Consider the following 24,282-nt stretch of genomic DNA (forward strand, 5'->3'; position numbering starts at 1 on the left):
CCGTCACCAGCCGCGCTCCCGCCACTCCGCCAGATGTGGGCGCTCGGCGCCGAGTGTGGTGTCGTTGCCGTGGCCCGGGTAGACCCAGGTCTCGTCGGGGAGCGCCGCGAAGATCTTCGTCTCCACGTCGTCGACCAGGCGCGCGAACGCCTCTGGATCACCCCAGGTGTTGCCCACGCCACCCGGGAAGAGGCAGTCGCCGGTGAAGACATGGGGGTGGCCTTGCGGATCGTCGAAGATCAGGGCGATGGAGCCGGGCGTGTGCCCCACCAGATGGCGGGCGGTGAGCTCGACGCGGCCTACCCGCACCGTGTCCCCGTCCTCGACGGGGACGTCGGTCGGCACCGGGATTCCCTCGGCGTCGTACCGCCCCGCGTAGGTGCGCGCACCGGTCGCGTCCACGACCTCGCGCAGCGCCCCCCAGTGGTCGCCGTGCTGGTGGGTGGTGACCACACCGGTGATGCCGCTGTCCCCGATCAGGCTCAGCAGGGTGTGTGGCTCGGCGGCCGCGTCGATCAGCAGCTGCTCGCCGGTGGCCCGGCAGCGCAGCAGATAGGCGTTGTTGTCCATGGGGCCGACGGCGACCTTGGAGATCATCAGGTCGGCCAGCTCGTGGACATCCGCAGGACCGCCGACCTTCACCGCTCCGCTGTACGTCATGGACGTCAGCCTACAGAGCCGGGAGCACCGGCAGGAGCGTCCCGTCACACTCGAGCCCGGCGCCCTGGCGGCGGCCGGCGAGCCAGCCGAGCAGGTCAGGGGCGGAGCCGATGACCGAGACGGGATCGCCGTCGCGGCTGCCGGTGCTCCACTGCCTGCCGTCGGTCGCGGTGATCAGGACCAGCGGCAGGGTCGCGTTGCCCGCGAAGCGGTCCACGAGGAAGTCGATCTCCCGGCCGGTGAATTCCTCCGACAGGTCCTCCAGCTCGTACCCGATACCGAGGTCGACATGGTGCAGCTCGACCTCGACCAGCCGTCGGAAGGGGATGCGTGAGGCCGAGTCGGTGACGCCGTTGCGCAGCTCGACGGTGCGTGACCAGTCGCTGTCCGCCGTCGCCGCCTCCTGGAAGCGGGCGGCGCTGTCGCGCACGTCGGCCAGCTGCGTGGCGAGCGGCCGGGGAGCGTCCCGCGCGATGTCGCCGTCGCGTGCCTCGGCACTGACGTACATGGGGCGTCCGGCGAACACGTTGACGAGCGCGTCGGCGTTGCGCGCCAGATGCGCCAGGACGTGGCCGCGGGTCCATCCGGGCAGCCGGGACGGAGCGGCGACCGCCGCGTCGTCCAGTTTGGCGGCAGCGGTGAGCAGCCGGTCGGTCGCTTCGCGTACAAGAGCCAGGTCGCGCACATGATCATTCATGGCATCGACGATAGTCCCGCCACTCGATTGGGTGAAGGTGGCAGACCAGCTCCGTAAATCGAATGTGCGTGCTATACGCTCGGGAGAGGCATCATTTGTAGTGACCAGTCCATCGATGTGGTGGCCCCCTCTAACCTGTGGGACGGGGGCCCCGCCCCCGCTTCTCTGAAGAAAGGTGCGGACCGGCGTGGCCGACCGTCTCATCGTCCGTGGTGCGCGCGAGCACAACCTGCGCAATGTCTCGCTGGACCTCCCGCGTGACGCACTCATCGTCTTCACCGGGCTGTCCGGCTCCGGGAAGTCCTCGCTCGCGTTCGACACGATCTTCGCCGAGGGCCAGCGGCGGTATGTGGAGTCCCTGTCCTCGTACGCCCGGCAGTTCCTCGGCCAGATGGACAAGCCCGACGTGGACTTCATCGAGGGCCTGTCCCCGGCGGTCTCCATCGACCAGAAGTCGACATCGCGTAACCCGCGCTCGACGGTCGGCACCATCACCGAGGTCTACGACTACCTGCGGCTGCTCTTCGCCCGCATCGGCAAGCCGCACTGCCCCGAGTGCCGTCGCCCGATCTCGCGTCAGTCGCCGCAGGCCATCGTGGACAAGGTCCTCGGGCTCCCGGAGGGCAGCCGCTTCCAGGTGCTCTCGCCCCTGGTGCGCGAGCGCAAGGGCGAGTTCGTCGACCTCTTCAACGAGCTGCAGACCAAGGGATACAGCCGCGCGCGGGTCGACGGCCAGACCATCCAGCTCTCCGAGCCGCCCACCCTGAAGAAGCAGGAGAAGCACACCATCGAGGTGGTCGTCGACCGCCTCACCGTCAAGGACAGCGCCAAGCGGCGGCTCACCGACTCCGTCGAGACCGCGCTCGGACTCTCCGGTGGCATGGTCGTACTCGACTTCGTCGACCTGGCCGAGGACGACCCCGAGCGTGAGCGGATGTTCTCCGAGCACCTCTACTGCCCCTACGACGACCTGTCGTTCGAGGAGCTGGAGCCCCGCTCCTTCTCGTTCAACTCTCCCTTCGGCGCCTGTCCTGACTGCACCGGCATCGGCACCCGCATGGAGGTCGACCCCGAGCTGATCGTCCCGGACGAGGACAAGTCGCTCGACCAGGGAGCGATCCACCCCTGGTCGCACGGCCACACCAAGGAGTACTTCGGCCGCCTCACCGGAGCTCTGGCCGACGCTCTCAGCTTCAGCACCGACACCCCCTTCGGCGCGCTCCCGCAGCGCGCCAGGAAGGCCCTGCTGCACGGCCACAAGACCCAGATCGAGGTCCGGTACCGCAACAGGTACGGCCGCGAGCGGGTGTACACCACACCCTTCGAAGGCGCGGTGCCGTTCGTGAAGCGGCGCCACTCGGAGGCCGAGAGCGACGCCAGCAGGGAGCGCTTCGAGGGCTACATGCGCGAGGTGCCCTGCCCCACCTGCGAGGGCACCCGGCTCAAGCCGATCGTCCTCGCGGTCACCGTCATGGGACGGTCCATCGCCGAGGTCTCCGCGATGTCCATCGCCGACTGCGCGGACTTCCTGGGCGAGCTCAAGCTGAACGCCCGCGACAAGAAGATCGCCGAACGCGTCCTCAAGGAGGTCAACGAACGCCTGCGCTTCCTGGTCGACGTCGGCCTCGACTACCTGTCGCTGAACCGCGCCGCGGGCACCCTCTCCGGCGGCGAGGCCCAGCGCATCCGGCTGGCCACCCAGATCGGCTCCGGCCTGGTCGGTGTGCTGTACGTGCTGGACGAGCCGTCCATCGGCCTGCACCAGCGCGACAACCACCGGCTCATCGAGACGCTGGTCCGGCTGCGCGACATGGGCAACACCCTGATCGTCGTCGAGCACGACGAGGACACCATCAAGGTCGCCGACTGGGTCGTCGACATCGGCCCCGGCGCCGGTGAGCACGGTGGCAAGGTCGTCCACAGCGGGCCGCTCAAGGAGCTGCTCTCCAACCCGGAGTCGGTGACCGGCAAGTACCTGTCAGGTAAGCGGGCCATCGCGGTCCCCGACGTGCGCAGGCCCGTCGACCCGACCCGCCGTCTCACGGTGCACGGTGCCCGGGAGAACAACCTCCAGGACATCGACGTGGACTTCCCGCTCGGGGTCCTCACAGCCGTCACCGGTGTCTCGGGCTCCGGCAAGTCCACCCTGGTCAACGACATCCTCTACACCCACCTCGCCCGCGAGCTGAACGGCGCCCGGAACGTCCCGGGCCGCCACACGCGCGTGGCGGGCGACGACCTCGTCGACAAGGTGGTGCACGTCGACCAGTCGCCGATCGGCCGCACGCCGCGGTCCAACCCGGCGACGTACACCGGAGTCTTCGACCACGTCCGCAAGCTGTTCGCGGAGACCACGGAGGCCAAGGTCCGCGGCTACCTCCCCGGGCGGTTCTCCTTCAACGTCAAGGGCGGTCGCTGCGAGAACTGCTCGGGTGACGGCACCATCAAGATCGAGATGAACTTCCTGCCGGACGTGTACGTCCCGTGCGAGGTCTGCCACGGCGCGCGCTACAACCGCGAGACCCTGGAGGTCCACTACAAGGGCAAGTCCATCGCCGAGGTCCTGGACATGCCGATCGAGGAGGCGCTGAGCTTCTTCGAGGCGGTGCCCACGATCTCGCGCCACCTCAAGACCCTGCACGAGGTCGGCCTCGGATATGTGCGCCTCGGCCAGTCCGCGCCGACGCTCTCCGGCGGCGAGGCGCAGCGCGTGAAGCTGGCCAGCGAGCTGCAGAAGCGCTCCACCGGGCGCACGGTCTACGTCCTGGACGAGCCGACCACCGGTCTGCACTTCGAGGACATCAGCAAGCTGATCAGCGTGCTGTCCGGCCTGGTCGACAAGGGCAACACCGTCATCGTCATCGAGCACAACCTCGACGTCATCAAGACCGCGGACTGGGTCGTCGACATGGGCCCCGAGGGCGGCAGCGGCGGCGGCCTCGTCATCGCCGAGGGCACTCCCGAGCAGGTGGCCGGGGTCCCGGCCAGCCACACGGGCAAGTTCCTGCGGGACATCATCGCGGCCGACCGGATCAGCGACGCGGGTCAGACACAGCCGGGCCGGACGTCGAAGAAAGCCGCTCCGAAGAAAGCCGCGGCGAAGAAGGCCGTAGCGAAGAAGGCCCCCGCCAAGAAGGTCGTCGCGGCCAAGGCCCCGGCCAGGCCGACCGTCACGGCCAAGGCCACCAAGACCGCGGCGAAGAAGACACCGAGGTCCCCGAAGGCCTGACCCCCGGCCCGCCGCGCAGGCGGGCAACCCCGCATGGCGCGGTGGTGTCTGTCTGGGCAGCGGGCAACAGCCCGTAGCCGCGGGCAACAGCCCGTAGGCGACGAGACGGGGCCCATGGGGGGCGAAGCACGCGTGCACGGGGACGACGAGGGGCACGAGGGAGCCAGCGGAGGGCGCACCAGCACCGTGCGCAGGCGGCCCCCGCCCGACCAGCGGGAGCCGCGCCCGCGCCCGGACGGGCCGCGCCTCGTACGGGAGGCGGCCGTCCGCGCGCTGGGACGGCACAACCCCTTTAGCGTGGGGCTCATGTGGACCGAGGGCCGGATGGGGACCGCCAGGTCGGCGGGCCAGCACCTCGTCCGCATAGGGCGCCATCCCTACTGGGACCGCCCGCACGAGAAGTACCTGATCCGCCGCTGGCCCGACCTCACCGCGACCTGTGTCGCCACGGCCTTCTTCTGGCTGTCACTGACCCCCTCGCTGGTGCCCAGGCCCTGGTTCCTGCAAGGGGTGATCGGCGGAATCACCGCGGCGATCGGCTACGCCGTGGGCTCGGTGATCAGCACCCTCGTCCGCGCGCTGATCCGGCGACGCCCGAGCCCACGCGTACGGACCCGCTGCTGGCAGGCCTACTGGGTGCTCAGCCCCGCCCTCAGCGGCTGGTTGATCTCTGAGAGCGCGGAGATGCAGCGCCAGCTGCGCGCCTTGCAGGGCCTGCCGCCCGCCCTCACCTGGCACGCCCTGATGATCGCGCTGATGTCGCTGGCCATCTGTCTGGTCATCCTCGTCCTGGCCCGTACGGTCCGACTCGGTTCCAGCAAGCTGATCCACGGTCTGGGACGGCTGCTTCCGCGCCCCGTGGCGGTCACCATCGGCCTGGTGCTCAGCGCGATGGCCGTCACCGTCGGGCTGCGGGACGTGGTCTTCGACCGCGGAGTGATCGACGTCGTGGACCGGATCGCCAAGGCCACCAACTTCGGCACCAAGGACGGCATCGAGGAGCCGACGTCCCGACTGGTCTCCGGCGGCCCGGGCTCCCTGATCGCCTGGCAGGACCTGGGGTTCCAGGGACGTAACTTCGCCGGGTCCGTACCGACCCGCGCGCAGATCGCCGCGTATCACGGCAGCGCCGCCACCGACCCGATCCGGATCTACATCAGTTCGCCCGAGCCCGCGGCGTTCAGCGAGCGGGACCCCTTCAAGGACCAGGCCGAACTCGCCGTACGGGAACTGAAACGCACCGGGGCGTTCGACCGTGAGGTGCTGGTCGTCGCCGGGACCACCGGGTCCGGCTGGATCGACCCCAGGGTCGCGGAGTCACTCGAATACATGTACGGCGGCGACACCGCGATCGTCGCCGTGCAGTACTCGTATCTGCCGAGCTGGGTGTCCTTCCTGGTCGACAAGGAGAAGGCCGGTGAGGCCACCCGGGAGCTGGTCACCGCGGTCCGCGCGGAGGTGGACGCACGGCCCGAGGGGAGCCGTCCGAAGTTCGCGGTCACCGGCGAGAGCCTGGGGGCGTACGCGATCGAGGACACCTACGGCAGCGTCGACGGACTGCTCGGACAGGTTGACGCGGCGCTGCTGGCCGGGGTGCCGCACTTCTCACCCGTGTCCCAGGAGATCCGCTCCCGCCGCGACCCGGGCAGTCCGGTGTGGCGGCCGCAGTTCGAGGACGGCCGGAACATCCGGTTCGCACAGTTCCCCGAGGACCTGGAACGACCTCCGGCCGACTGGGGCCAGCCGCGCGTGGTCTATCTGCAGAACGCCTCGGACCCGGTCGTCTGGTGGTCCACCGACCTGCTCTTCCAGCGCCCCGAGTGGATGAACCAGCCGCTGGGGCCCGACGTCACGCCCGAGATCAACTGGTTCCCGTTCGTCGCTTTCTGGCAGACGACCGTGGACATGGCCGTCTCGTACGGAGTGGACGCGCCGCACGGTCACCGGTACGGAGCCGGGTCGGTGAACGGCTGGGCCGCCGTACTGCCGCCGAAGGGCTGGACGGACCAGGACACGGAGCTGCTGCGGAAGCACATCGAGGCACGCAGGGCGCCCTACTGACACCACAGGGCGCCCTGACACCGCAGAGCGCCCCACGGAAACCACAGGGAACCCCTGGGCGCGCTACGGAAACCGAGCTGACCAGGCAGACCGAGCCCGGCGTCAGGGCCCGTGATCTGTGCCGGTATCGTCGGGTGCGTCACCACCCCCCTGCCCCGTGGAGCCCCCATGCCCGGCCAGCCCGCCGCCCGTCGCACCGTGCTGAAAGGCGCCGCCCTCGCGGGAGCGGCGGGCCTCGGCGCGGCGGCCTGCTCGACCGAGTCGAAGCTGGGGCATGCGCAGAACCCCGTCCCCACCGCCCCCGTACACCTGGGCGAGGCCGAGGTGGTCCCGGCGGGCGGCGCCCGGCTCTACCGTGACCAGCGCCTGGTGGTCTGCCGCTCCGCCGACGGGCAGCAGTACAAGGCCTTCAGCGCCCAGTGCACCCACGCGGGCTGCGCCCTGGACGAGGTCGTGGACAACGAGGCCAACTGCCCTTGCCACGGCAGCAGGTTCGACGTGACCACCGGCAAGGCACTCAAGGGCCCGGCGACCGTGCCACTGCCCGAGGTGCCGCTCACGACGGAGAACGGCAACCTGATCGCGGGCCCGCCCGCCTGACCGCCCGTGTGCCACAGGCTGCGCCAAAGGCCCTGACGATCACCCCCAGTCCCAGCTGATCCCCACGAGCCCCGTGCGCACCCGGGGCTCCACCAGATGCACCGACCGATGGCGCCCGCTCGGCGTGAGGTCCTGGACCGCGCCGCGCGGCGCGGTCGCCGAGCGCCGGGTGAACCGGCGACAGCGCACCGGCAGGGCCGCGTCGGCGAACCGCACCTGGAGGACGTACTGCCCGCCACTGAAGCTGAACCCGCGGACGTACTCCGTGCTCGGCCCGCCCGTGCCGTCCTCGAAGGCGTACTGGAAGACGTAGGTGTCCCCGGCCCGCAGCCGGGCGTCGAACAGCAGCTCGGCGATCATCACCCCCGACGCCCGGTGCCAGCGCAGCCGCCCCGTACGGCAGTTCTCCAGGGCGTGCACCCGCACCCGCTCCGGGGCGCAGCCCGGGTCGCCGTGGTGGATGGCCACGTACCGGTCCACTCCGTCGCGGTGCGCCCGTACGACGTGCTGCGAATCGCGGCCCAGCAGTTCACGGCCCGCGCCGATCCGTACCCGCTCGTGGTGACCGACCGTGTGCAGCCCGCCGTCGAGCGGTAGGTCCAGTTCCCCGAGCAGGATCTCCAGCGGCCCGGAGACCTCCAGCAGCGAGCGGTACGAGCGGGTCGCGGGGCGCTCCGCCACGGCGTCGCCTTCCCGCGTCAGCAGCCGTAGCAGCGAGTCGGCGGGCAGCCGTAGCACCTGCTCCAGGGCCCGCACCGCCCGCAGCGACTCGGGGTGCTGCGGGCGCCGTGCTCCCTGCTGCCAGTAACTCAGGCTGGTCACCCCGATGGTGACGCCCTGGGCCGCGAGATGGTGCCTGACCCGGTGCAGCGGAAGGCCGCGTACGCTGATCGCCGCACGCAGCGCCACATGGAAGGGGCCGGTGCGCAGCACCTCGTCCAGGTGGGGTGCCCCCTCAGCCATCGCGGCGGTCCTCTCTGTGAACATTCACGCGGCCGTGCGGCCGGTTCCCGCCGGTGAGAGCGGGATTCCTGGTGGCGTACGAGGCCGCGTCCACACCCGTATCCCGCCGTTCACACGCCGGGTCATCCCGCATTGAAGCGTGTTGACCTGAACGCGACAAGGCCCTGATGCTGCTCGCAGCGTCCGGACGCGCTCCTCCACCCCCACCTCTTCGGGAGGAACGCGATGCGCAACCGAAAGAGACGGCTGCTGTCCGCGGCCGCCGTCGCCACCGCGGCACTCATCGCCGTACCGACGGCCACCGCGACCGCCGCCCCTGCCCCCGCCCCCACACCTCTCTCCGCATTCGCCCCCGCCTCCGCTGTCAGCCCCGCCGGGGACACCGTGCGGGACGCCCCCAGCGCCCTCGCCACCAAGCGTCTGAACATCACGATGCAGGCGCAGCAGAAGTCCAACTGGTGCTGGGGCGCGGGCGGCAACACCATCGCCGCCTGGTTCGGCAGAAACTACTCGCAGAACCAGTTCTGCAACGCCGCCTTCAACCGCCGACAGGGCCCGGACTGCCCCAACTGGCAGGCCACCCTCGGTAACGTCCAGAGAGGACTGCGCTGGGCCGGCGTCAACTCCGGCTCCTACGTGAACGGCTGGCTGCGCTACTCCACCGTGCAGTCCGAGATCAACGGCAACCGGCCGGTGGAGACCCGTATCCAGTGGTCGGGCGGCGGCGGCCACATGCATGTCATCTACGGCTACGACACGGCCAGCAACTGGGTCTACTGGGGCGACCCCTGGCCCTCGAGCAGCCGCTACAACTGGGCCTCGCACGGCTGGTACGTGAACAACGGCACGTTCTCCTGGACCCACTCGCTCTACCGGATCGGGGCGTGAGGACCGTGACCCGACACCTCGCACAGGCCGCCGTCACCGGTACGGCCGCCGCACTCCTGCTCGGCCTCGGGGCACCGGGGGCCGCCGCGGACAGTGACCCGGCCGCCCCCGTGGCCCCCTCCGCCGCTTCCCGCAGCGCGGCCCACGAGGCGGCCACCGCGCCGGAGGCGCTGGGCACCGTCAGCCGGTTCTTCGCTCGTGAGGGCGCCGTCAGCGAAGGCGGCGTCAGTGAAGGCGGCGTCAGTGAAGGCGGCGCCAGCGAAGACGCCGTCAGCAAGGCGGCGGCCGCTCCGCGCGTTCAGGGCGGCGCCGTGCCCGTGTACCACCTCTCGCCGGAGTTCGTCGCGGGCGAGAAGGGCGCGCCGATCGCCCGCCTGGAGTTCCTGGCGAGTGAGGCGGTCGCGTCCGACGGGCGCAAGGCCTCGCTGTGGACCGTCGAACGGGGCGATCGCTGGGAGGTGGTCAACATCGCCTCTGGCGACGACGAGACGCGCTACGCGCGCGTGGGCGCCGACAAGCTCCCTGGCGGGACCGTCTTCCGGGAGCCGCAGATCGACGCCTGGTACGTGCAGCGCGGTCAGCGGGTGCTGCCGCTCGACAAGGACGCGGTACGCGCCATCGGCACGCGCGGGACCACACTCGCCGCCTACCAGAAGCGCGTGGCGAAGGCGTACGGCGACAAGCTGCCCGGCTCCGGGTACGCCAAGTCCGGCAAGGCGGGCGGATACGCCCCGCAGCCGCCCGCCCCGGCCACGGCGGCGAACGCCACCGACCCCGCGGTGACCGTCGCGACCACGGCGGCCGGACTCGGCGCCGCCGCGGTCCTCGCCCTGGCCACGGCGCGCGCACTACGCGCGCGTCGTAACTAGCGCACATCCCAGATCCGGCCCCGCCCCTTCTCGGCAGCCCGTCGGTGGCTTGTCGCCTGAAGGGGCGGGGCCGAATCTGATCCACTGCTGTCAGTGGCCGCAAGTAGGCTGTCTGACATGGCCGACCCCTCCAGCTACCGCCCCAAGCCGGGACAGATCCCCGACTCCCCGGGCGTCTACAAATTCCGCGACGAGCACCGCCGGGTGATCTACGTCGGGAAGGCGAAGAGCCTGCGCCAACGGCTCGCCAGCTACTTCCAGGACCTGGCCAACCTGCACCAGCGCACTCGCTCGATGGTCACCACGGCAGCGTCCGTCGAGTGGACGGTGGTCTCCACCGAAGTCGAGGCGCTCCAGCTCGAATACACCTGGATCAAGGAGTACGACCCCCGGTTCAACGTCAAGTACCGCGACGACAAGAGCTATCCGTATCTCGCGGTGACGATGAACGAGGAGTTCCCCCGCGTCCAGGTGATGCGCGGCGCCAAGAAGAAGGGCGTGCGCTACTTCGGTCCCTACGGCCACGCCTGGGCCATCCGTGACACCGTCGACCTGCTGCTCCGCGTGTTCCCGGTCCGTACCTGCTCGGCCGGGGTCTTCAAGAACGCCGCCCGCACCGGCCGCCCCTGCCTGCTCGGCTACATCGGCAAGTGCTCAGCCCCGTGCGTAGGCCGGATCGAGCCCGACGACCACCGCGAACTGGCCGAGGAATTCTGCGACTTCATGGCCGGGCGCACCGGGACGTACATCCGCCGCCTGGAGAAGGAGATGGCGGCGGCCGCCGACGAGCTGGAGTACGAGCGAGCGGGTCGGCTCCGTGACGACATCGGGGCGCTCAAGCGCGCCATGGAGAAGAGTGCCGTCGTCCTCGCCGACGCCACCGACGCCGACCTGATCGCCCTCGCCGAGGACGAGCTCGAGGCCGCCGTACAGATCTTCCACGTACGGGGCGGCCGGGTGCGCGGCCAGCGCGGCTGGGTCACCGACCGGGTCGAGGCGCTCACATCGGCCGACCTGGTCGAGCACGCGCTACAGCAGCTGTACGGCGAGGAGACGGGCGACGCGGTCCCCAAGGAGGTGCTCGTCCCCGCGCTGCCGGACCCGGTGGCCCCACTCCAGGAGTGGCTCACCCAGCACCGCGGCTCGCACGTCAGCCTGCGTGTCCCGCAGCGCGGCGACAAGCGCGCCCTGATGGAGACCGTGCAGCGCAACGCCCAGCAGGCACTCGCCTTGCACAAGACCAAGCGCGCCTCCGACCTGACCACCCGCTCCCGCGCCCTGGAGGAGATCGCCGCCGCGCTCGACCTGGACAGCGCACCCCTGCGCATCGAGTGCTTCGACATCTCCCACCTCCAGGGCGACGACGTGGTGGCCTCCATGGTCGTCTTCGAGGACGGCCTGGCTCGCAAGAGCGAGTATCGACGCTTCCAGATCAAGAGCTTCGAGGGGCAGGACGACGTCCGCTCGATGTACGAGGTGATCGCCCGCCGCTTCAAGCGCTACCTCGCCGAGAAGGAGCGGACGGGGGAGTGGTCCCAGGGGGCGAACGGCGACCAGGTCGTCCGAGACGCCGCCTCAGGGAGCCAGGCGGCCTCAGGGAGCCAGGCGGCCCCGGGGAGCCAGGCCGCCCAGGAAGCGAGGGACGACGACGGCAGGCCGAAGAAGTTCGCCTACCCACCCCAGCTGATCGTCGTGGACGGCGGACAGCCGCAGGTCGCCGCCGCCCAGCGGGCCCTGGACGAGCTGGGCATCGACGACGTCGCCGTCTGCGGCCTCGCCAAGCGCCTGGAGGAGGTCTGGCTGCCCGGCGAAAGCGACCCGGTGGTCCTGCCGCGCAACGGCGAGGGCCTGTATCTCCTGATGCGGGTACGTGACGAAGCCCACCGGTTCGCCATCAGCTACCAGCGGACCAAGCGGGCCAAGCGCTTCCGGGCGGGCCCGCTGGACGACGTCCCCGGCCTGGGCGACTCCCGTAAACAGGCGTTGATCAAGCACTTCGGTTCGGTCAAGAAGCTGCGATCCGCCACCATCGACCAGATGTGCGAGGTGCCCGGCATAGGACGCAAGACGGCTGAGACCATTGCCGTGGCCCTCGCGAACGCGGCACCCGCCGCTCCCGCGGTGAATACCGCGACCGGAGAGATCATTGAAGAGAGAGAAGACGAGGTGACCACGGCCGACGGGGCCACGGCGTCCTCGGACGAACGGGGGCAGTAATCATGACCGAGCACGATGAAGGCGGAGCACAGGTGAGTACGGGCACGACCATCGAGGCCGGCGAGGCACCCATCCCCGAGCTGGTGATCATCTCCGGTATGTCCGGGGCCGGCCGGTCCACGGCCGCCAAGTGTCTGGAGGACCTCGGCTGGTTCGTCGTCGACAACCTGCCGCCCGCGCTGATCCCCACGATGGTGGAGCTCGGGGCCCGCTCGCAGGGCAATGTCGCGCGGATCGCCGTCGTCGTCGACGTACGCGGCCGCCGCTTCTTCGACAATCTCCGCGAGTCGCTGGCCGACCTCCAGGCCAAGAACGTCACCCGGCGGATCGTGTTCCTGGAGTCCTCCGACAACGCCCTGGTGCAGCGTTTCGAGTCGGTGCGCCGCCCGCACCCCCTACAGGGTGACGGCCGGATCACCGACGGTATCGCCGCCGAGCGTGAGCTGCTGCGCGAGCTGCGCGGTGACGCCGACCTGGTGATCGACACCTCCAGCCTCAACGTCCACGAGCTGCGCGCCAAGCTGGACGCCCAGTTCGCGGGGGACGAGGAGCCCGAGCTGCGGGCCACCGTGATGTCCTTCGGCTACAAGTACGGCCTGCCCGTCGACGCCGACCTGGTCGTCGACTGCCGCTTCCTGCCCAACCCGCACTGGGTCCCCGAGCTGCGCCCCTTCACCGGCCTGAACGAAGAGGTCTCGGGCTATGTCTTCGACCAGCCGGGCGCCAAGGAATTCCTCAACCAGTACGCCGAGCTGCTCCAGCTCATCGCCACCGGCTACCGCCGCGAGGGCAAGCGCTATGTGACCATCGCCGTCGGCTGCACCGGCGGCAAGCACCGTTCCGTCGCCATGTCCGAGAAGCTCGCCGCCCGCCTCGCATCCGAGGGCGTGGAGACCGTCATCGTCCACCGGGATCTGGGGCGCGAGTGAATCGTTCTCTGCGGCTGAACCGCCTGAGCCGCAAGCGGAGCGCCCAGCCCAAGGTCGTGGCGCTCGGCGGGGGGATGGGCCTGTCCGCGTCCCTGGCGTCGCTGCGCCGCATCACCGGCGACCTCACCGCCGTGGTCACGGTCGCCGACGACGGCGGCTCCAGCGGCCGTCTCCGCGACGAACTGGGCGTACTCCCGCCCGGCGACCTGCGTAAGGCCCTGGCCGCGCTCTGCGGTGACGACGACTGGGGGCAGACCTGGGCCCGGGTGATCCAGCACCGCTTCCAGTCCCAGGGCGAACTGCACGAGCACGCGGTCGGCAATCTGCTGATCGTCGCCCTCTGGGAGCAGCTGGGCGACCATGTGCAGGCCCTCGACCTGGTGGGCAAGCTGCTGGGAGCGCAGGGCCGCGTGCTGCCGATGTCGGCCGTACCACTGGAGCTCCAGGCGCTGGTCCGCGGACACGACCCGGAGCGTCCGTCGGACGTCGACACCGTGCGCGGCCAGGCGACGGTGGCGCTCACTCCGGGCGAGGTGCAGTCTGTCCATCTCGTCCCGCCCGACCCACCGGCGGTCCCGGAGGCCGTCGCGGCGGTGCTCGACGCCGACTGGGTGGTCCTCGGCCCCGGCTCCTGGTTCTCCTCGGTGATTCCGCACCTTCTGGTGCCCGAACTGCTCGACGCGCTGATGGAGACGAAGGCCCGCCGGGTCCTCTCACTGAACCTCGCGCCGCAACCCGGAGAAACAGAAGGCTTCTCACCGCAGCGTCATTTGGAGGTTTTGGCCCGACACGCCCCTAAACTCGCCCTGGACGTGGTGCTGGCCGATCAGGCCGCCGTGCGCGACCCGGAGTCTCTGAGCGATGCCGCCAAGCGGCTCGGGGCCACGGTCGAGCTGGCGCCGGTCGCCGCGCTCGACGGTTCCCCGAAGCACGACCCGGAGCTGTTGGCCACCGCGTACGACCGTATTTTTCGGATGCATGGAAGGATCGGCCCATGGCGATGACGGCAGCGGTGAAGGACGAAGTCTCCCGGCTCCCCGTCACCCGGACCTGCTGCAGAAAGGCAGAGGTCTCGGCGATTCTTCGGTTCGCGGGCGGGCTGCACCTGGTCAGCGGCCGCATTGTGATCGAGGCGGAGCTGGATACCGCGATGGCGGCACGGCGGCTCAAGAAGGACATCCTGGAGATCTTCGGGCACAGCTCCGAGCTGATGGTGATGGCCGCGGGCGGGCTGCGCCGGGGCTCTCGCTACGTGGTCCGGGTGGTGGCGGGCGGCGACCAGCTGGCGCGTCAGACGGGCCTGGTCGACGGCCGCGGACGCCCGATCAGGGGCCTGCCGCCGCAGGTCGTCTCGGGCGCCACCTGTGACGCCGAGGCCGCCTGGCGTGGCGCGTTCCTGGCCCACGGCTCGCTGACCGAGCCGGGCCGCTCCTCCTCCCTGGAGGTGACCTGCCCGGGCCCGGAGGCCGCCCTCGCGCTGGTCGGCGCTGCACGTCGGCTGTCCATCGCGGCCAAGGCCCGCGAGGTGCGCGGCGTGGACCGGGTCGTGGTCCGGGACGGCGACGCGATCGGGGCGCTGCTGACCCGGCTCGGCGCCCATGAGTCCGTACTGGCCTGGGAGGAGCGGCGGATGCGCCGCGAGGTCCGGGCCACCGCCAACCGCCTGGCCAACTTCGACGACGCCAACCTGCGCCGCTCGGCCCGGGCCGCCGTCGCCGCCGGGGCCCGGGTGCAGCGCGCCCTGGAGATCCTGGGCGAAGAGGTACCCGAACATCTGGCGGCCGCGGGCAGGCTGCGGATGGAGCACAAGCAGGCCTCGCTGGAGGAGCTGGGCGCGCTCGCCGACCCGCCGCTGACCAAGGACGCGGTCGCCGGGCGGATCAGGCGGCTGCTCGCCATGGCCGACAAGCGGGCCCAGGACCTGGGCATCCCCGGCACGGAGTGCAACCTCTCCGACGAGATGGCCGACAACATGGTCGGCTGACAGCCCGCACACCGCACACCGCACCCGTACAACCGCAGACCCCACCCGCACACACCGCGCACCTTCACCGTCGGCGTCCAGAGGCATCTGGACGCCGACGGCATTACGGGGCCCTGTCTGGTTCGCTCTGTTGACATGATCATGCTGTGTCATGAGCCTGTCGTCTGTGCACAACCGTGCCGGACAACTGCAAGGGGGGCTCATGAGACGACGAAGAGCGCGAGCGATCCTCGCCACGGGCGCGCTTCTGCTCGGAGGACTGGTCGCCGCACCGCTGGCCGAGGCCCGGCAGGCGCCGACCGCCGAGGCAGGAGAGGCCACGGAGGCCACGGACGCGGTCAAGGTCTTCGAGGCCGATATCACCAAGGAACAGATTCCCCTGCTCGCCAAGGCCGGTCAGGACACCCACGAACTGGCCGAACAGCCGCCCGCGCGCGGCACCGCGCGCGTGGAGCTCTATCTCACCGACACCCAGGCCAAGAAACTGCGCAAAAAAGGCGTCGACCTCGCCGAGCACAAGGTCTCCGCAACGGCCGAGCGCAGGCTGGCGGCACAGGGGGACGGCGTCTTCCGACCGTACTCGGGCAAGGGCGGCCTGAAGGAGGAGATCGTCAAGACCGGTCAGGCGCACCCGGACCTGACCAAGGTCGTCTCCATCGGCAAGACCGTCCAGGGCCAGGACATCCTGGCGCTCAAGGTCTCCAAGAAGGCCAAGAAGATCAAGGACGGGTCCAAGCCCTCGGTGCTGTACCTGTCCAGCCAGCACGCCCGCGAGTGGATCACGCCCGAGATGACCCGCCGTCTGATGCACCACTACCTGGACGGCTACGGCAAGGACCGGCGGATCACCAAACTGGTCGACTCCACCGAACTGTGGTTCGTGCTCAGCGCCAACCCCGACGGCTACGACTTCACCCACGCACCCGACGGCGACCGCCAGTGGCGCAAGAACCTGCGCGACGTGAACGGCGACGGCGAGATCACCACCGGTGACGGCGTCGACCTCAACCGCAACTTCGCCTACAAGTGGGGCTACGACAACGAGGGCTCGTCCGCCGACCCGACCTCCGAGACCTACCGGGGCACGGAACCGCTCTCCGAGCCCGAGACCCGGGCGATGGACCGCTTCCAGAAGCGGATCGGCTTCGAGTACGCCATCAACTACCACTCGGCCGCCGAACTGATCCTGTACGGAGTCGGCTGGCAGGTTGCCACCCCGAGCCCCGACGACGTCCTGCTCAAGGCACTCGCCGGGACACCGGAGAACCCCGCGGTCCCCGGCTACCGCCCGCAGCTGTCCTCCGAGCTCTACATCACCAACGGCGACTCGGACGGCCATGCCAGCAACGTCAACGGCACGATGATGTTCACCCCGGAGATGTCCACCTGCCGCACCGCGGCCAATGTGGACCCGGACGACGCCTGGGAGCCCCAGGACTGCGCCTCCATCTTCACCTTCCCCGACGACGAGAAGCTGATCCAGCGAGAGGTCGCCAAGAACGTCCCCTTCGCCCTGGCCGTCGCCGAGAGCGCCGCGCACCCCGACCAGCCGGCGTCGCCGGTCGGCATCGACGCCCCCGACTTCACGGTGGACGCCTTCGCCACCTCGTACGCCCGCACCTCCTCGTACGCCCGCGGCGGTGACCAGGAGGTGTCCGTCACCGTACGCAAGTCGGTGCGCAACAAGCAGCTCAACTACCGGATCGACGGCGGTCGCCCGCACAAGGCGCGGCTCAAGGCATGGAAGGGCGGCCAGACCTTCGGCGGCGACGACAACCACTACTTCGACCAGTACCGGGCCAAGGTCAAGAGGGCCCGACCAGGGGCCGAGGTCGAGGTCTGGTTCACCGGCAACGCCAAGAAGAAGGGCAAGGTCTCCAGCGAGCACTTCACCTATACGGTGCAGCAGCGCGCGCGGGCGAACACCCTGGTCATCGCCGACGAGGGCGCCAAGGCCCAGCACGCCCAGAAGTACGTCGACGCGCTCAGGGCCAACGGCCGTAAGACCGTCGTCTGGGACGTCGCCACCCAGGGCGCACCGCACCCGCTCGGTGTGCTGAGCCACTTCCCGGCCGTGGTCCACTACACCGGAGACGCGGCGCCCAGCGGCCCCACCACCCTCTCCCTGCGCTCCTACCTGAACGAGGGCGGCAAGCTGATCCAGGCCGGTGAGCGGGCCGGCGGCAATGTCACCATCGGGCGCGCGGTCACCGACGACTTCTCCCAGTACTACCTCGGCGCGTACGAACGCATCGCGGCGCCCGGCGCCGACAGCTTCGCCGGCGCCGGAGCCCTGGCGGGGGCGAACACCTCGCTCGGGGACGCCACCGGCAACCCGCTGGACAGCGCGGGCCGCTACCAGCTGACATCCGAGAGCCTGCCGCCCGCGGACTTCCCGCAGTTCACCGGCAAGGCCGCGGGCTCCTACCCCAGCCTCCCCAACCCGTACGCGCCGTTCGACGGCGAAGGCATGGCATCGGCCACCCACAGCGACCGCGACTGGCAGCGGCTGACCCGTACCGTCGACCTGACCGGCGTGAGCGCCGCGGACGCCCCTGAACTGCGGCTCGCGCTGAACTGGAACATCGAGACCGGCTACGACCACGGGGTGCTCGAAGCGCACACCGAGGGCTCCGAGGACTGGACCACCCTGCCCGACAAGGGCGGCAAGACCTCGGCGGCGGTGCCCGTGGAGTGCGAGGCGGGCTACTTCATCGCCGGGCACCCCTTCCTCACCCACTACCTGACGCAGAGCGCGGACGGCTGCGTCTCGGGCGGGTCCAGCGGCGCCTGGAACAGCTTCACCGGCTCGTCACAGGGCTGGCAGCAGGTGTCCTTCGACCTGAGCGCGTACGCGGGCAAGAAGGTCGAGCTGGCCCTCAGCTACGTCACCGACCCGGCCTTCGGCGGCCGGGGCCTGTTCGCGGACAGCACGGAGCTGGTGATCGGCGGCGAGACGGCGGAGACGGAGGGCTTCGAGGAGGCGCTCGGCTCCTGGGACGTGGCTCCCGCACCCCCCGGAAGCCCGCTCGTCACCGGAGACTGGGCCAGCACCGGCGAGCTGTACCAGTCCCATGCGGCGGTCACAGCGCGTAACAGCGTCCTGCTCGGTTTCGGGCTCGAACACGTCCCGGGAAGCAAGGAGCGCAAGCTACTGATCGGTAAAGCGCTGCGCTCCCTGCGGCGCTGACTCTCCGTAGTCTGGACCACGGTCCCGGCGGCCCGTATTCCCGTCAGGGGTGCGGGTCGCCGACGCGTCATACAGAGCGTCGCGATGTCACTGTGAGGGCCCAGGAGAGGTAGGGTCGGAGTCGGTCGGGGACATCCCATACAGCTCGCCGGCGGACAGACCGGCGTACCAACGAGGAGATCGGTTCGTGACGATCCGCGTAGGCATCAATGGTTTTGGTCGTATCGGCCGCAACTACTTCCGGGCGCTCAAGGAGCAGGGTGCGGACATCGAGGTCGTTGCCGTCAACGACCTGGGTGACACCGCGACCACCGCGCACCTCCTGAAGTACGACACCATCCTCGGCCGCCTCAAGGCCGAGGTGTCCCACACCGCAGACACCATCACCGTCGACGGTCACACCATCAAGGTGCTCTCCGAGCGCAACCCCGCCGACATCCCCTGGGGTGAGCTGGGCGTCGACATCGTCATCGAGTCGACCGGCATCTTCACCAAGCGCGAGGACGCCGCCAAGCACCTCGCCGGTGGCGCCAAGAAGGTCCTCATCTCGGCCCCGGCCAAGAACGAGGACATCACGATCGTGATGGGCGTCAACCAGGACCAGTACGACGCGGCCAGCCACCACGTCATCTCCAACGCCTCCTGCACCACCAACTGCGTGGCGCCGATGGCCAAGGTTCTCCTGGAGAACTTCGGCATCGTCAAGGGCATGATGACGACGGTCCACGCGTACACGAACGACCAGCGCATCCTGGACTTCCCGCACTCCGACCTGCGTCGCGCCCGCGCCGCGGCGGAGAACATCATCCCGACCACCACCGGTGCCGCCAAGGCCACCGCCCTGGTCATCCCGGAGCTGGCGGGCAAGCTGGACGGCATCGCGATGCGCGTCCCGGTCCCCACCGGCTCCGTGACCGACCTGGTCATCGAGCTGGAGCGCGAGGTCACCAAGGACGAGGTCAACGCCGCGTTCCAGAAGGCCTCCGAGGGTCAGCTCAAGGGCATCCTCGAGTACACCGAGGACCCGATCGTGTCGTCGGACATCGTCAACTGGCCCGCCTCCTGCACCTTCGACTCCTCCCTGACCATGGTCCAGGGCAAGAGCGTCAAGGTCATCGGCTGGTACGACAACGAGTGGGGCTACTCCAACCGCCTCGTCGACCTCACCACCTTCGTCGGCGGCCAGCTCTGACAAGCTAGAGCAGGCAGGCATATCGATGTGAGCGACAGGGCTCGGGCAGCGCAACGCCGCGCACCGGGCCCTGTCGCTTGTGTTTGACGCTTCCAAGGAGTCCACACCCATGAAGACGATCGACGAACTTCTCGCCGAAGGGGTCGCAGGCAAGCGGGTCTTCGTCCGCGCCGACCTCAACGTGCCGCTGGACGGCACCACCATCACCGACGACGGCCGCATCCGCGCCGTACAGCCGACGGTCGCCAAGCTGGCCGAGGCCGGCGCCCGGGTCATCGTCGCCTCTCACCTGGGCCGCCCCAAGGGCGCCCCGGACCCGGCGTTCTCGCTCGCCCCGGCCGCGCGGCGCCTCGGTGAACTGCTCGGCGCCGACGTGGCGTTCGCGACCGACACGGTCGGCGAGTCCGCCCAGGCCACCGTCGCCGCGCTCGCCGACGGACAGGTCGCCGTCATCGAGAACCTGCGCTTCAACGCCGGTGAGACGTCCAAGGACGACGCCGAGCGCGGCGCCTTCGCGGACCAGCTCGCGGCCCTCGCCGATGTCTACGTGGGTGACGGCTTCGGAGCCGTACACCGCAAGCACGCCTCGGTCTTCGACCTCCCGGCGCGTCTCCCGCACGCCGCGGGCTTCCTGATCGCCACCGAGGTCGGCGTCCTGAAGAAGCTCACCGCTGACGTCAAGCGCCCGTACGCGGTCGTCCTCGGCGGAGCCAAGGTCTCCGACAAGCTGGGTGTGATCGACCACCTCCTGGACAAGGCCGACCGCATCCTGATCGGCGGCGGCATGGCGTACACCTTCCTCAAGGCCCTGGGCCACGAGGTCGGCATCTCGCTGCTCCAGGAGGACCAGGTCCCCGTGGTGCAGGAGTACATGCGGCGGGCCAAGGAGCGCGGCGTGGAGTTCGTCCTCCCCGTCGACGTCCTGATCGCCACCGAGTTCCCGGACCTGAAGACCAAGGCCCCGGCGAACCCGAGCACCGTCGCCGCGGACGCGATCCCGGCCGACCAGGAGGGTCTGGACATCGGTCCCGAGACCCGCAAGCTGTACGCGTCGAAGCTCGCCGACGCGGAGACCGTGTTCTGGAACGGCCCGATGGGTGTCTTCGAGCACCCGGACTACGCTGAGGGCACCAAGGCGGTCGCCCAGGCGCTCCTGGACTCCCCGGCCTTCACGGTCGTCGGCGGTGGCGACTCCGCCGCGGCGGTGCGCCTGCTGGGCTTTGACGAGCATGCTTTTGGCCACATTTCGACCGGCGGTGGCGCCTCCCTCGAGTACCTCGAGGGCAAGACGCTCCCCGGCCTCGCCGCACTGGAGGACTGACCCTCATATGACCACCCGCACCCCGCTGATGGCGGGCAACTGGAAGATGAACCTCAACCACCTCGAGGCCATCGCCCACGTCCAGAAGCTCGCTTTCGCGCTCAGCGACAAGGACTACGAGGCCGTAGAGGTCGCCGTCCTGCCGCCCTTCACCGACCTGCGCTCTGTACAGACGCTGGTCGACGGCGACAAGCTCAAGATCAAGTACGGCGCCCAGGACATCTCGGCCCACGACTCCGGTGCGTACACCGGCGAGATCGCGGGCCCGATGCTGGCCAAGCTGAAGTGCACCTACGTGGCCATCGGTCACTCGGAGCGCAGGCAGTACCACGGCGAGAACGAAGAGATCTGCAACGCCAAGGTCAAGGCCGCCTACAAGCACGGCCTGACCCCGATCCTGTGCGTCGGCGAAGGCCTGGACGTCCGCAAGGCGGGCCAGCAGGTCGCGTACACGCTGAACCAGCTCGACGGCGCCCTCAAGGACATCCCGGCCGAGCAGGCCGAGTCCATCGTGATCGCCTACGAGCCGGTGTGGGCCATCGGCACCGGCGAGGTCGCGACCCCCGAGGACGCCCAGGAGGTCTGCGGCGCGATCCGCGCCCGCCTCGCCGAGCTGTACTCGCAGGAGCTGGCCGACAAGGTCCGCATCCAGTACGGCGGCTCGGTCAAGTCCGGCAACGTCGCCGCGATCATGGCGCAGCCCGATGTGGATGGCGCGCTGATCGGTGGCGCGGCCCTGGACGCCGACGAGTTCGTCAAGATCGTCCGCTTCCGCGACCAGTGAGTATGCGCTAGCGGCGATACGTCGTACCCTTGCGGGGGCCGGGGCTTCTTCGCGGAGCCGCGGCCCCCGCGTTGTACTCAGTCCGATCACTCAGTCCGAATAGCTCCGAGGAAGTTGGTCCAGCCGTGGTTATGGGGTTCTCGATCGCCCTGATCGTCTTCAGCCTGCTGCTGATGCTGCTGGTGCTGATGCACAAGGGGAAGGGCGGCGGCCTCTCCGACATGTTCGGAGGCGGAATGCAGTCTTCCGTCGGTGGTTCCTCGGTCGCCGAGCGCAACCTGGACCGGATCACGATCGTGATCGGTCTGGTGTGGTTTGCCTGCATTGTCGTGCTTGGTCTGCTGATGAAGCTGGACAGCTGACGCTTCCTGCCGTACGGGTCGCACGCCCGGCCTTATCATGGGCGTGCGTCTCGCGGGTGAGGTGGTAACTCCAATCCCTGGACGCGCGTTGGGCCTTACGTAGACTGAGGCACCGCGGCGGAGCCGCCGTTGGACGCCGTGCAGCACCGTTACGCAGGGAGTTACGACCGTGGCAAGTGGCAACGCGATCCGTGGAAGCCGGGTCGGAGCGGGGCCGATGGGCGAGGCCGAGCGGGGCGAGTCCGCGCCGCGCCTACGCATCTCCTTCTGGTGCTCGAACGGGCACGAGACGCAGCCGAGCTTCGCCAGCGACGCGCAGGTCCCCGACACCTGGGACTGCCCCCGCTGCGGATTCCCGGCGGGCCAGGACCGGGACAACCCCCCGGACCCGCCGCGCACCGAGCCCTACAAGACCCACCTCGCCTATGTGCGTGAGCGGCGCAGCGACGCGGACGGCGAGGCGATCCTCGCCGAGGCCCTAGCGAAACTGCGGGGCGAGATCTAGATCATGACGTCCGGCCGGACACCTTCGGGTGCCCGGCCGGATTGTTTTGCCTGCTCAACGCCAGCGCGAGGACGACGCCCGCGCTGAGAGACGGGGGACAGGCGGCTCGGGGCAGCTCCTGATCAATTAGGTTGGGAGGGCAGCGGGGCAGGTACGCATGGAGAGAAGGCTGACGGACGAGATGACCACAGGTACCAGGCTCAATCAGATGGCTGAGTGGACGGCGCTGGGCAAGCACCGGGAGCAGTTGGGGGACACCGGGCTGCGCGAGCTGTTCGACGCCGAGCCGCACCGCGCCGCCGACCTCACGCTCCAGGTCGGTGACCTGCACATCGACTACTCCAAGCACCTGGTGACCGGCGAGACCCTGACGCTGCTGCGGGAACTGGCCGCGGCGACGGACGTGTTCGGGCTGCGGGACGCGATGTTCCGCGGCGACAAGATCAACACGACCGAGGACCGCGCCGTCCTGCACACCGCGCTGCGCGCCCCGCGGGACGCGGTCATCGAGACCGACGGCGTCAACGTGGTGCCCGGAGTGCACGCCGTGCTCGACGCGATGGGCGCGTTCGCGCGGCGTGTCCGCGCGGGCGAGTGGACCGGCCACACGGGCAAGCCGATCACCAACATCGTCAACATCGGCATCGGCGGCTCGGACCTGGGCCCGGCCATGGCGTACGAGGTGCTGCGCTCCTACAGCGCGCGCGATCTGACGTTCCGCTTCGTGTCGAACATCGACGGCGCCGACCTGCACGAGGCCGTCAGGGACCTGGACCCGGCCGAGACGCTGTTCATCGTCGCCTCCAAGACCTTCACGACGATCGAGACGATCACCAACGCCACCTCGGCCAGGAACTGGCTGCTGACCGGGCTCGGGGCGGATCAGTCGGCCGTGGCCAAGCACTTCGTGGCGCTGTCGACCAACGCCGAGAAGGTCTCCGACTTCGGTATCGACACGGCCAACATGTTCGAGTTCTGGGACTGGGTCGGCGGCCGCTACTCGTATGACTCGGCGATCGGCCTGTCGCTGATGATCGCCATCGGCCCGGACCGCTTCCGCGAGATGCTCGACGGCTTCCATCTGGTCGACGAGCACTTCCGTACCGCCCCCGCCGAGGAGAACGCGCCGCTGCTGCTCGGCCTGTTGGGCGTCTGGTACGGCGCCTTCCATGACGCGCAGTCGCATGCCGTGCTGCCGTACTCGCACTACCTGTCCAAGTTCACCGCCTATCTGCAGCAGCTGGACATGGAGTCCAACGGCAAGTCCGTGGACCGGGACGGCAACCCGGTGGACTGGCAGACGGGCCCCGTGGTGTGGGGTACGCCGGGCACCAACGGGCAGCACGCCTACTACCAGTTGATCCACCAGGGGACGAAGGTCATCCCGGCCGACTTCATCGGCTTCGCCGAGCCGGTCGCCGATCTGCCGCCGGGCCTGGTCGCCCAGCACGATCTGCTGATGGCCAACTTCTTCGCCCAGACCCAGGCGCTCGCCTTCGGTAAGACCGCGGACGAGGTACGCGCCGAGGGCGTGCCCGAGGAGCTGGTCGCGCACAAGACGTTCCGGGGCGACCACCCCACGACGACGATCCTGGCGCGCGAGCTCACCCCCTCGGTGCTGGGGCAGCTGATCGCGCTCTATGAGCACAAGGTGTTCGTCCAGGGCGCCATCTGGAACATCGACTCCTTCGACCAGTGGGGCGTCGAGCTGGGCAAGGTGCTCGCCAAGCGGGTCGAACCCGCGCTCACCGAAGGCGCCGAGGTCCCGGGACTGGACGCGTCCTCTCGGGCGCTGGTCGCCAAGTACCGCGAGCTGCGCGGACGTTGACCC

At 69.7% G+C, this 24,282-nt stretch carries 19 protein-coding genes; 16 read left to right on the plus strand and 3 right to left on the minus strand.

The genetic code is table 11. From position 1 onward, the window contains the following. Positions 1-3: 3 nt before the first annotated feature. Both GCN81_RS10820 and GCN81_RS10825 read right to left on the minus strand, forming a co-directional pair. Positions 4-660, minus strand: coding sequence for an MBL fold metallo-hydrolase (locus tag GCN81_RS10820; RefSeq protein ID WP_156724128.1), 657 nt, complete (start codon positions 658-660; stop codon positions 4-6). A 10-nt stretch (positions 661-670) separates the two neighbouring features. Beyond that, positions 671-1,357: a maleylpyruvate isomerase family mycothiol-dependent enzyme gene (locus GCN81_RS10825; protein ID WP_156724130.1), complete on the minus strand. Its 687-nt coding sequence runs from the start codon at positions 1,355-1,357 to the stop codon at positions 671-673. Positions 1,358-1,544: 187 nt separating this feature from the next. Here GCN81_RS10825 and uvrA point away from each other — a divergent pair, with 187 nt between their 5' ends. From uvrA to GCN81_RS10840, 3 genes are all read left to right on the plus strand, one after another. After that, complete coding sequence (gene uvrA, locus GCN81_RS10830) at positions 1,545-4,586, plus strand: excinuclease ABC subunit UvrA (RefSeq protein WP_156724132.1); 3,042 nt, start codon at positions 1,545-1,547, stop codon at positions 4,584-4,586. A 324-nt stretch (positions 4,587-4,910) separates the two neighbouring features. Beyond that, positions 4,911-6,647: an alpha/beta hydrolase gene (locus GCN81_RS10835; RefSeq protein WP_156724445.1), complete on the plus strand. Its 1,737-nt coding sequence runs from the start codon at positions 4,911-4,913 to the stop codon at positions 6,645-6,647. A gap of 168 nt (positions 6,648-6,815) precedes the next feature. Then, entirely contained in the window at positions 6,816-7,247 is a 432-nt protein-coding gene (locus tag GCN81_RS10840) for a Rieske (2Fe-2S) protein (protein WP_156724134.1), read from the plus strand. A gap of 39 nt (positions 7,248-7,286) precedes the next feature. On the opposite strand, the gene GCN81_RS10845 is transcribed toward GCN81_RS10840, so the two are convergent. Continuing rightward, on the minus strand, positions 7,287-8,210 hold the full coding sequence (locus GCN81_RS10845) for a hypothetical protein (RefSeq protein WP_197287564.1): 924 nt from the start codon (positions 8,208-8,210) through the stop codon (positions 7,287-7,289). A 225-nt stretch (positions 8,211-8,435) separates the two neighbouring features. Between GCN81_RS10845 and GCN81_RS10850 the strand changes: the two genes are divergently transcribed. From GCN81_RS10850 to pgi, 13 genes are all read left to right on the plus strand, one after another. After that, positions 8,436-9,098: a papain-like cysteine protease family protein gene (locus GCN81_RS10850; RefSeq protein WP_156724138.1), complete on the plus strand. Its 663-nt coding sequence runs from the start codon at positions 8,436-8,438 to the stop codon at positions 9,096-9,098. Next, positions 9,095-9,967 (plus strand): hypothetical protein, encoded by an 873-nt coding sequence (locus tag GCN81_RS10855; RefSeq protein WP_156724140.1) that lies wholly within the window; start codon positions 9,095-9,097, stop codon positions 9,965-9,967. The genes GCN81_RS10850 and GCN81_RS10855 overlap by 4 nt, the downstream gene beginning before the upstream one ends. Positions 9,968-10,084: 117 nt before the next feature. After that, a complete protein-coding gene (gene uvrC / locus GCN81_RS10860) occupies positions 10,085-12,184 on the plus strand; it encodes an excinuclease ABC subunit UvrC (RefSeq protein WP_156724142.1) in 2,100 nt (699 codons plus the stop codon). 2 nt (positions 12,185-12,186) lie between these two features. Continuing rightward, positions 12,187-13,113, plus strand: coding sequence for an RNase adapter RapZ (gene rapZ, locus GCN81_RS10865; protein ID WP_156724144.1), 927 nt, complete (start codon positions 12,187-12,189; stop codon positions 13,111-13,113). Beyond that, positions 13,110-14,117, plus strand: coding sequence for a gluconeogenesis factor YvcK family protein (locus GCN81_RS10870; RefSeq protein ID WP_156724146.1), 1,008 nt, complete (start codon positions 13,110-13,112; stop codon positions 14,115-14,117). The genes rapZ and GCN81_RS10870 overlap by 4 nt, the downstream gene beginning before the upstream one ends. Continuing rightward, positions 14,108-15,097 (plus strand): DNA-binding protein WhiA, encoded by a 990-nt coding sequence (gene whiA / locus GCN81_RS10875; RefSeq protein ID WP_156724148.1) that lies wholly within the window; start codon positions 14,108-14,110, stop codon positions 15,095-15,097. The genes GCN81_RS10870 and whiA overlap by 10 nt, the downstream gene beginning before the upstream one ends. Positions 15,098-15,299: 202 nt before the next feature. After that, on the plus strand, positions 15,300-18,287 hold the full coding sequence (locus GCN81_RS10880; RefSeq protein WP_231626619.1) for a M14 family metallopeptidase: 2,988 nt from the start codon (positions 15,300-15,302) through the stop codon (positions 18,285-18,287). 187 nt (positions 18,288-18,474) lie between these two features. Further along, entirely contained in the window at positions 18,475-19,479 is a 1,005-nt protein-coding gene (gap, locus tag GCN81_RS10885; RefSeq protein ID WP_156724152.1) for a type I glyceraldehyde-3-phosphate dehydrogenase, read from the plus strand. Positions 19,480-19,588: 109 nt separating this feature from the next. After that, the gene (locus GCN81_RS10890) at positions 19,589-20,800 is read left to right on the plus strand and encodes a phosphoglycerate kinase (protein ID WP_156724155.1); all 1,212 of its coding nucleotides are present in this window, start codon (positions 19,589-19,591) and stop codon (positions 20,798-20,800) included. Between the two features lie 7 nt (positions 20,801-20,807). Continuing rightward, positions 20,808-21,584, plus strand: coding sequence for a triose-phosphate isomerase (gene tpiA / locus GCN81_RS10895; protein ID WP_156724156.1), 777 nt, complete (start codon positions 20,808-20,810; stop codon positions 21,582-21,584). Between the two features lie 131 nt (positions 21,585-21,715). Beyond that, on the plus strand, positions 21,716-21,946 hold the full coding sequence (gene secG / locus GCN81_RS10900) for a preprotein translocase subunit SecG (RefSeq protein WP_156724158.1): 231 nt from the start codon (positions 21,716-21,718) through the stop codon (positions 21,944-21,946). Positions 21,947-22,115: 169 nt separating this feature from the next. Next, a complete protein-coding gene (locus GCN81_RS10905) occupies positions 22,116-22,451 on the plus strand; it encodes an RNA polymerase-binding protein RbpA (RefSeq protein ID WP_003957010.1) in 336 nt (111 codons plus the stop codon). 181 nt (positions 22,452-22,632) lie between these two features. After that, complete coding sequence (gene pgi / locus GCN81_RS10910) at positions 22,633-24,279, plus strand: glucose-6-phosphate isomerase (protein ID WP_156724160.1); 1,647 nt, start codon at positions 22,633-22,635, stop codon at positions 24,277-24,279. The last annotated feature ends 3 nt before the right edge of the window (positions 24,280-24,282 follow it).

The organism is Streptomyces apocyni, assembly GCF_009739465.1.
Lineage (GTDB): Bacteria > Actinomycetota > Actinomycetes > Streptomycetales > Streptomycetaceae > Streptomyces > Streptomyces apocyni.